Annotated in this window: 8 protein-coding genes and 1 pseudogene (1 of these 9 only partly in view); 8 read left to right on the forward strand and 1 reads right to left on the reverse strand. The window is 45.3% G+C overall.

Features of this window, described 5'->3' with window-relative positions:
• Positions 1–24 precede the first annotated feature (24 nt).
• Positions 25–1,848, forward strand: a complete 1,824-nt coding sequence (locus tag F3741_06510; protein ID MZG30448.1) for a hypothetical protein — start codon at positions 25–27, stop codon at positions 1,846–1,848.
• 10 nt (positions 1,849–1,858) lie between these two features.
• On the opposite strand, the gene F3741_06515 is transcribed toward F3741_06510, so the two are convergent.
• Positions 1,859–2,737 (reverse strand): hypothetical protein, encoded by an 879-nt coding sequence (locus F3741_06515; GenBank protein ID MZG30449.1) that lies wholly within the window; start codon positions 2,735–2,737, stop codon positions 1,859–1,861.
• A gap of 219 nt (positions 2,738–2,956) precedes the next feature.
• Between F3741_06515 and F3741_06520 the strand changes: the two genes are divergently transcribed.
• The 7 genes and pseudogenes from F3741_06520 to F3741_06550 all read left to right on the forward strand — a co-directional run.
• On the forward strand, positions 2,957–4,612 hold the full coding sequence (locus F3741_06520; GenBank protein MZG30450.1) for a phosphoenolpyruvate carboxykinase: 1,656 nt from the start codon (positions 2,957–2,959) through the stop codon (positions 4,610–4,612).
• Positions 4,613–4,647: 35 nt separating this feature from the next.
• Positions 4,648–5,652: a 4-hydroxythreonine-4-phosphate dehydrogenase PdxA gene (gene pdxA, locus F3741_06525; GenBank protein ID MZG30451.1), complete on the forward strand. Its 1,005-nt coding sequence runs from the start codon at positions 4,648–4,650 to the stop codon at positions 5,650–5,652.
• Complete coding sequence (gene rsmA, locus F3741_06530; GenBank protein MZG30452.1) at positions 5,649–6,437, forward strand: ribosomal RNA small subunit methyltransferase A; 789 nt, start codon at positions 5,649–5,651, stop codon at positions 6,435–6,437. Before pdxA ends, rsmA begins: the two co-directional genes overlap by 4 nt.
• A 43-nt stretch (positions 6,438–6,480) precedes the next feature.
• Positions 6,481–8,007 (forward strand): uroporphyrinogen-III C-methyltransferase, encoded by a 1,527-nt coding sequence (gene cobA / locus F3741_06535; protein ID MZG30453.1) that lies wholly within the window; start codon positions 6,481–6,483, stop codon positions 8,005–8,007.
• 146 nt (positions 8,008–8,153) lie between these two features.
• Positions 8,154–8,531, forward strand: a complete 378-nt coding sequence (locus tag F3741_06540; protein ID MZG30454.1) for a peptidylprolyl isomerase — start codon at positions 8,154–8,156, stop codon at positions 8,529–8,531.
• Between the two features lie 8 nt (positions 8,532–8,539).
• Complete coding sequence (locus F3741_06545; GenBank protein ID MZG30455.1) at positions 8,540–8,932, forward strand: VOC family protein; 393 nt, start codon at positions 8,540–8,542, stop codon at positions 8,930–8,932.
• Positions 8,929–9,814 (forward strand): annotated as a pseudogene (locus F3741_06550) (radical SAM protein); it runs 242 nt beyond the window's last position. Before F3741_06545 ends, F3741_06550 begins: the two are co-directional and overlap by 4 nt.

The raw sequence follows: 9,814 nt of genomic DNA on the forward strand, positions 1-9,814 counted from the left end.
GAGTTGCAGTCTCACTGGTTCAGCTTGAGGAATCTATCCATCAAAACCCGCCAAAAAACCAGCCTGGAAAATCTCGCCGGGAAAAGGATTGGAGACACCTCCGCATATGAAGATATTATAAAAATCCTGATAGGCTTCCATGAAGACAGCTGGTCTTACACTATCTTGGAACAAGAATTTCTGAATTCCCTGGATGTTTTTTTGAGGTCTCCCGAGTCGAGTGAGACCACAACAAAAACAGATCTCACATTGGCAGACTTTACACCCGTCCCATACGATTCAGAGAACCTGGATTTTGATGGAGCTATCAGTGCATTTAAAGCAGAAGGTTCCAGCTTGCGAAAGAAAAACGACACCATAGTTTGGGGGCAAGATGTATTTCAGTTCCCTGACCTAACGAATCACAAAGAAGAGCTGGCCTCCTGCGCCTTAAAACTGCTGGAAAACCAATCTAATTACCAGGGAAAAGCACAGGAACTCATTCAACAACTGGAAGATGTAGTGCGTCAAAGGAACGATCTGGATATCCAGTTAAAACAGAGCAAGGTAGAAGATAAAATCTCTCCAATCACTATCAATGACAATATTGCCATTGTCCAATTTCAAGTCAACCTGATACGCAGAATGATAATGAGCCTGGACATCAACCAGTCGCTCAATCTGCACCGACTAATTCTGGCAGGAGCCTTATTGTCACTCGACAACAATGAAAGCAAGGATGCACAACGTTTTTTTCAAACCTTAAACGATTACCACATTCAGCAAGACAAAATAGTCCGGCAAGAATCAAAATCTCGAAAAGAAAATGTTTTCAAACTCTCTTCATTACATAGTCAGCTTGATGAACTTAAGTCCAAGTACGATATATCAGAGATTTCAGACACCTTAAAGGTTGAAGCAGAAAATGCTCAAGTTCAAATCAAACTGGACAGGAGCGAATTTGAATTGCAGAGAGATTCCAGGGTAAAAAACTTTTTGGATAAATTGGTCGAATTTCGCGGACAATTATCTAACTCAAACATGGGCTTACGGGAAACCCGGATACTCGAAATAGCCGATGTACGAATCGGTTACAACCTGGCCCCGCAGGGTATATGCCACAACGAGGACGGCAACCTTCTGGTTACCGGTTATGAAAACCACCAGGTTCACAGCTATTCCCGGGATGGAGATTACCAGTTCCATTTTGGTGGCTGGGGAACCGCTCCCGGGAATATGCAGTACCCAAACAACATCGCAATTGACAGCGAAGGGTCCATATATGTCATCGTGGAGAAAGCGCAACTCATAAAGAAATTTGATAAAGACGGGAATTATCTTTTCCAATTCGGCAGTGCAGAACTGGGAATGGTTTTCAGTCTATCCATTGATAGCCAGGATAATATTTGGGTGGCTGACCCCGAGCACAACCGGATAATAATCTTTGACAAGAATGGCGCTGAAGTCCGGGTTATTCCTGCAGATCAGCCTTCGGAAAACTTAAACGAACCTGTTAGCATATGTTGCCTGCCTAACGGTGAATACCTGACGGGAGACAGATCTGAGTCTTTACTGAAACATTATGACTCACAGAACAATCTACTCCATAAGGCGGACAAAGCAGACCGGGAAGTGGACGATATTTATTTCATGGCGTGGCACCCCAAACACGGTATATTCGGTTCCGATTTTTGGAATGGACAAATTGTTCATTTCAACCACAAATTGGAAGTTCAGAAAATTTATCACAAACCTGGTAAACGGGCGGGTCAGTTTGGAAAAGTAGGCGGCCTGTCCTGCTTCAATGACCAACTGGCTGTAGCCAATATGGACTTGGGGAAAGTCCAAATATTTGACCTGTCCTCTTAGGCATCACCAATTAGTAAACATTGACTATTGGGTAACGACGGCTTTGCGAAGTCTGCAGGTTTTCTCGTTCTACATCGAACAGGAAGCCATTGCCGGAAATATGGTCTCTAAAAGTTGCGACTGAATCTTCCCGGAATTTTCCCGGGCGATAGGTTTTTGCAATATCCTGCATAGAGAAGGGATGAGGTAAAGCCTGGCATAAAGATGCCCTTTCACGGATTTTTTCTTCGCTCCACCTCTCGCCATCAGTTGCAATAAGAACGGTCGCAACCTGGTCATCATCTTCAAAGCAATAGGTCTGCGGAAACACCGAAAGGAAAGTTTTAATATCTCTTGGCTTCAGCGTATTACCCTTACCATAAAGATTTGAACCCACCACGCCTCCGGGACAAAGTATTTCACGGATTTCTTTATAGAATTCACAGGTCTTCAAGTGGTAGGGAATGGATCCGCTTTTGAATGCGTCCAGAATAACCCAGTTATAAGGCTCCTGACCTTTTCGACTCTGAATGAATACCCTTCCATCTTCCTCAAAGACTCGACAGCGGCTTGATTCTCTCAATGTAAAATATTGTTTGGAAATCTCAATAACCTTGCCATCCACCTCGACAATATCTATTTTCAGATTTGGAAACCACTGAAGAAGGCAGTTGCTTACCGCATCTCCCCCCAACCCCACCATGAGCATCCTGCCAGGATTTGGCGAAAACAGTAATGAAGCCATCATCATACGTGAATACACCAAGGCAAGAGGATTGTTCCCGTGAGTATCGACACGGCTTTGCAGGAAATATTCACCGTTACCCTTGAACCAAAGCTCACGATGTTCACCATTCTGGATGACATAAATATCGTTATATCTGGTTTTTTCCTTTGCCAGAACCTTCATTCGGGGCTCCTCTTTTTTTCACCAAATAATCGAAACATTCCAAACCTCTCAAAAGACCTGTTTTCGGGTTAAAAAGCGGTTTTCATTTTGAGCAGATATGATAAACTTTTAATACAAAATAACGGTTTAGTTAATTAACCTGGCCCTGACAAAACAGGAAACTCATAACCTTTCAAAGGGTTATATCCATTACCTTCATATAATAAAGGAATATTTTCCATGCCGCAAAAGGTTTTGAAACATAAGGTAGGATTAGAAACGCATGGTCTGAAAAATTTAAAAAAGATTCATTGGAATTTATCCACTCCCCAGCTTTACGAGCACATTATTGCTAATGAAGAAGGCCACCTCTCCCATCTGGGACCAGTATGTGTAAGCACCGGGGAACACACGGGAAGAGCTCCAAAAGATAAGTTTATTGTTCAAGAACCGTCCTGCCAGGAAAACATCTGGTGGGGTAAAGTCAATAAACCATTTACTGTTGAGCAGTTTGAAGCACTTTACTCCAGGGTATTGGCTTACCTGCAAGGAAAACAAGTTTATGTGCAGGATTGCTGCGCCGGTTCTGACCCAAAACACCAAACCCATATTCGTGTGATAACTGAAAATGCATGGCACAGTTTGTTTGCAAGAAACATGTTTATCCAAATCCGCGATATGGAAAAACTTGAAACGCATGAACCTGCGTTCACTGTTATTCAGGTTCCAGGATTCAAAGCCGTTCCCGCTATAGATGGAACTAACTCTGAAGTTTTCGTCATCGTAGACTTTGGCAAACAACTGGTTTTGATCGGCGGAACAAGTTATGCGGGTGAAATCAAAAAATCCGTTTTCTCTATTCTCAACTACCTGTTACCTCAAAAACAGTCCGTATTATCCATGCACTGTTCTGCAAATATTGGAAAGAAAGGAGACTCAGCCATATTTTTCGGGCTTTCTGGAACCGGCAAGACCACTTTATCTGCAGACCCTCTGCGTAAGCTGATTGGTGATGATGAGCACGGGTGGAGCGACAGAGGAGTCTTTAATTTTGAAGGCGGATGTTACGCAAAAGTGATTCGACTGTCCAGGAAATCAGAACCAGAAATTTATGAATGCACCCGCCGATTTGGCACCCTGCTTGAAAATGTAGTCATGGATGTTGATAGTCGCAGGCTCAACCTGGATGATGCCAGTCTCACTGAAAATACCCGGGCCAGCTACCCCATCAGCCATATTCAGAATGCGGTGCTGAATGGAATGGGAGGTCACCCGAATAATGTGATCATGCTGACCTGTGATGCCTACGGGGTCATGCCTCCGGTTTCCAAGCTCACCCCTGAGCAGGCCATGTATCATTTCATTTCAGGATACACCGCAAAAGTGGCAGGCACCGAAAAAGGTATGAGCCGCGAACCCACAGCCATTTTCAGCACCTGTTTTGGTGCTCCATTCATGTCACTGCACCCATCCGTTTATGCTGATATGCTGGGAGAAAAGATTGCGAAATACAATGTAGCCTGTTGGCTGGTAAACACCGGATGGACCGGCGGACCTTATGGTGTTGGACACCGTGTTGAGATAAAGTATACCCGGGCCATGATCAAGGCTATTCTTGAAGGCCAGTTGGACAAAGCTGAAACCCAGGAAGACCCGGTATTTGGAATACACGTCCCGCTTAAGGTCAAAGGCGTTCCCGATGATATCCTTCATCCCAGGAACACCTGGAAAAACCCGGAAGCCTATGATGAAAAAGCACGTGAACTGGCAAACCAGTTTATAGAGAATTTTAAAGAATATGAAAGCAACGTGGATAAGAAAATACTGGACGCAAGTCCAAGACCATCCGGGTCGTCAAAAAAGGCCAAAGGAAAAATTCATAAATTGAGAAAATAAGTATTAATCAATTAGCAGATTTTTAATTACAGACTATGAGTTCTACACCTATTATTGCGTTAACAATGGGAGACCCTGCGGGCATCGGGCCGGAGGTTATTGTCAAAGCTTTTCAGGATGATACCCTGCCGATCCAATCCCGTGCCGTGGTCATTGGTGACGCCCGGCTACTTCAGGAAACGGCAAAAAAATACGCACCGGAAATCCTGATCCATACCATAGACAAACCTGAAGATGGGTGGTACCAGACCTGCACCATTGATGTTATCGACCTGAACAACGTGCCTGAAGGCATACCCATTGGAAGACCCTCTGCTGAAGCAGGTCGAGCCAGTTATGAAGCCATCAAAACAGCTGTGGAACTGGCACTGCGTGACGAAGTGTCCGCAATTACTACGGCACCCATTAATAAGAAAAGTTTGCACCTTGCGGGTCACTCCTTTCCAGGACATACCGAATTGCTGGCACAACTTACTGACTCCAAGCAGGCTTCACTTATGATGGCAGGAAAAAGTCTGCGGGTAGTGCTGGTCACCACGCATGTTCCACTGGGGCAGGTTCAACCCCTGATTTCTGAAGAAAGGGTGCTCAACACGATTCGCCTGACTCATGAATGGTTGTACCGCCATGTGACCGATGTTCCCAATATTGCCGTGACAGGACTCAACCCTCATTGTGGGGATGGAGGAATATTTGGCAAAGAAGAAACCGATTTCATATTACCGGCATTGAAAAGAGTACAAACAGAGGGTATTCAAGCCAGTGGTCCTTTCTCCGCAGATGCGCTTTTTGGCAGAACCGACTCAAGAAAGTACGATGCCGTTGTCTGCATGTACCACGATCAGGGAATGATACCTGTGAAGATGGATTCTGATGGGCAGGGAGTGAATATCACTCTCGGCCTGCCCATTTTAAGAACCTCTGTAGATCATGGAACCGCATTTGATATCGCAGGAAGGGATAGAGCCTGCCCGGAAAATCTAAAGATGGCTTTGCGGACTGCGGCTCGGTTGTCGCAATCCTCACTCTCCATGAAATGAGGAAGAGGCCACTCGGGCAAAACTTTCTGGTCGACCTTCATATCGCCCAGAACATCATCCAATTGGCTAACATCCAACCCGGTGAACATGTGGTCGAAATAGGACCGGGCAAAGGCATTCTTACCCAGCTTCTTATAAATAAAGTTAATTCCCTGACCGCTGTTGAGCTGGATCCCCGGCTGGCCAAAGATATTCAAAGCCGATTTGGCAATACTCCAACTTTTAAGTTGATTGAAGGCGATGCCGCGAAGTTTGATTACGCTTCCCTTGGTAAAGGGCTTAATGTCGTTTCCAACCTTCCCTATTACGCCGCTACACATATCATGAAAAAACTGATCCATTATCGTGATCACATAAACTCCATGACATTGATGCTGCAAAAAGAAGTGGTGGATCGATTAACAGCAGTACCCGGAAATCGGGAATATGGCTCACTTTCTGTCTACGTCCAATATTATTGTGAGGTTCAACGCCTGCTCGAAATTCCCAATACCGCATTTTCACCAAAACCCAAAATCGATTCTTCTCTCATCAGCCTGACACCGCTATCTCAACCCAGGGTGCAGGTTGAAAATTCAAAACTTTTTTTTAAACTGGTAAACTCTGCATTTATTCATAAAAGGAAAATGTTGAAAAATAATTTAAAAAACTGGGAGCATCTTTTTAACAAAGAAAACGGGCAAGCCCGCATGGCCGGGATTGACCTCAATCGCAGGGGCGAAACCCTCTCTCTCGAAGATTTCGCAGACCTTGCCAATCACGTTCACACCCTCACAGCAGCATGAATAGCATAAAAATACAGGAACAAAGTTAATCAGGAATGTCATTATGCCCAAATCAAATCAGGGAAAAGTAATTCTCATAGGCGCTGGACCTGGTGACACAGGTCTGCTTACCCTGAAAGGTAAAATGTGGCTGCAAAGGGCTGATGTCGTCTTGTACGATCACCTTGTCAATCCTGACATGCTTCGCTTCACAAATAATTCTACAGAAATAATTTATGTCGGGAAAAAAGAAGGTATTGCCTCGATGGAGCAGGAACAGATCAACCAACTGCTCATCAGCAAAGCCCGGGAAATAAAAACAGTCGTTCGGTTGAAAGGTGGAGACCCCTTCATTTTCGGAAGAGGAGGAGAAGAGATACAGGCTTTAAAGGATGCTGGCATTTCATTCATCATCGTGCCCGGTGTGACATCTGTAACCGGAGTGGCAGCCTATGCTGGTATCCCTCTCACACACCGCGACCTTTCATCCACCTTTTCCGTCATTACCGGGAGCAACGAAAAAAAACAGGGCGACATACATATAGACTGGGAAAAAATTGCGGCTCGCTCCGGGACATTGGTTTTTCTTATGGGTGCGCGCAAACTTCCATTGATCGTAGAAAAGCTCATGAGTTTCGGCAAAAACCCTGACACCCCTGTCGCTGTAGTGCAATGGGGCACAACGGCCAGACAGAAAACCTGGGTCGGCACTTTGAGCACCATTGTAAAGGTTTCTGAAAAGGATAAAATTTCACCTCCCGCCCTGACCATCATTGGTGAGGTGGTCAACCTGAAACCCTACATCGAATGGTACGAAGAGCTTCCACTTTTCGGTAAAACAATAGTGGTCACGAGAAAAGGGGATCAGGCTGAATCAATGATCGAGCGATTGCAGGAGCTGGGTGCCGAACCTTTCTTTTTCCCGGTGATCGAGACAATCCCCCCCGAAAGCTGGGATGCTCTTGATAACGCACTGAACGACCTCGCTCAATATCATGGTTTGATATTCACCAGCGTCAATGGTGTACGGTTTTTTATGGAACGTCTCAAAGAAATTGGTCAGGACATCCGCGAGTTGAAAGGTCTTCGAGTCTTCACCATTGGACCCAAAACCGCTGAAGCTGTTCAGGAGTTGGGCATTCTCGTTGATGTGGTGCCCGAAAATTTTGTCGCCGAATCATTGATCGAAAGCATTGGCAAAGAGAATATAGAAGGAAAACGGTTTCTTTTACCCCGAGCCACCATTGCTCGTGAAACACTACCTGAGCAGTTACGTACACTCGGAGCCATTGTGGATGTCGCCCCGGCTTACCAGACCGTTCTTCCAACCCCAAAAATGGATGAGTTATCCAAGAGGCTCGAAGCGGGCAGTATTGATATCATCACCTTCACTTCTTCCTCCACCGTCAAAAACTTTTTGGCATTGACGGGAGAAAAACTGTTTCCCGCAATCAAACAAACCAGGATTGCCTGCATTGGCCCCATCACTGAAAAAACCGCCCGGGAGGCTGGACTAAATGTAGAAATAGTGCCTGAACAGTACACCGTAGCATCTCTCCTCGAAGCGATTGAAACATCTTTCAACCCCTAAACAGCCGAGATACCATCCTCAATTCCAAATAAAGCTATTGATCGCTGGCTCTACGCCTATTAGTTGCTCCCGGGGTGACTGAAGAGTATAATGCCTTTATAAATTCAACCCATTTATCAATGTTCGTTAAAGACGGGGTTACCGTTATGTCTATACGATCCATACAAGTCAGCCACATCGTTTTAAGTACCGAAGAACTGGCCAAAGTGCTTCTTGACCACCTTAAAGAAGATGATTACAAAGACCGCGAGATGCTGTTTAAAATGTTTGCCAAGCTTGCAAAAAAATACAGCGCCTGCGGCACCCGCAATAAAGGCGGTGATCTTGGGTTTCTTGAACACAACACTGCCGCACCTGAGCTGGAAAAAGCCGCTATGGAAGCACCTGTAGGTGAAGTACGTGGTCCAATCAAAAGCAAATTTGGTTACCATATTTTTATTGTGACAAAAGAAGAAGAGATGAGAGACATGGGCATAGATGGCCTGACAACCACTTCTTTTGGAGCGGGTGACGGAACCCTTTAAGCAAGACGATGCAATTACAAGGCTTCCATCACATCGCACTCAATGTCAGTGACCTGGACCGTGCCGAAAGTTTTTATAAAGAAGTTCTCGGGTTTACGGTCGCTCACAGGTTTTCTAAAGGATTGAGACACATCATGCTCAATACAGGCAATGCCATGCTCGCCCTGTTTGAAACTCCCGAACTGGAAATGAAACCTGCCCTGGAAGAACTTAGCGATAACGGTTATATGCACTTCGCCTTTGCAACCAGTCGGGATGAGTTTGGCAAGATCATTGACGAACTCAAAAGGAAAAATGTCACGATCGATAGTGGGCCCGTAATAAGAGGCGAAGGAGAATCCATATATTTCACGGATCCGGACCAGAATCACCTTGAAATCCGCTGCGATGCTCTGCCATGATTGAACCTGTCCTTGAAAAAGCCCTTGCCGGCCAGCGTATCCAAACTGATGAAGCGTTAAAACTGTTTTCCACAACCAATATCCTGCTTCTCGGAAATGTAGCTTCAAGATTGGCCCGAAAAAAAAGGTCGGACAGAACTATCACCTACATCGTTGACAGAAATATCAATTATACCAATGTCTGTGTGACCGATTGTTCTTTCTGCGCGTTCTACAGGAAGGAATCCGATGCTGACTCATATGTTCTTCCATTTGAAGCCATCGCGAAAAAAATTGAAGAAACCGTTTCGGCTGGCGGCAACCAGATTCTTTTACAAGGGGGCCATCACCAGAATTTAAAAATAGATTATTTTGAAGACCTGTTTACAAAAATCAAAGATCGGTTTGGCATCCACCTTCATGCGCTGTCTCCTTCTGAGATCATTCATACCAGTAGAATATCCAGAATCCCTCTGGAAGAAACTCTCACCCGGCTCAAGCAGGCAGGGCTAGACTCCATACCCGGTGGTGGAGCAGAAATTCTGGTTGACCGCGTCCGTCGGATTATCAGCCCCAAAAAATGCACGGCGGATGAGTGGCTGGAGGTCATGGAGCTTGCGCACGTCATGGGCATCCCCACTACCGCTACTATGATGTTCGGCCATGTCGAAACTCTGGAAGAACGTATCGAACATCTTGAACGTCTCAGAAAATTACAGGATCAAACCAATGGCTTTACAGCTTTCATTGCCTGGGGATTTCAACCCGGGAACACGCAACTGCAGGGAGACAGTGGTATCAAAACCTCCGTTACCGGATTCGAATATTTAAAAACCCTTGCCATCAGCCGGATATTCCTCGACAACTTCAACAACCTGCAATCTTCATGGGTGACACAAGGCC

It is taken from the genome of Nitrospinota bacterium (assembly GCA_009873635.1).
Classification (GTDB): domain Bacteria; phylum Nitrospinota; class Nitrospinia; order Nitrospinales; family VA-1; genus LS-NOB.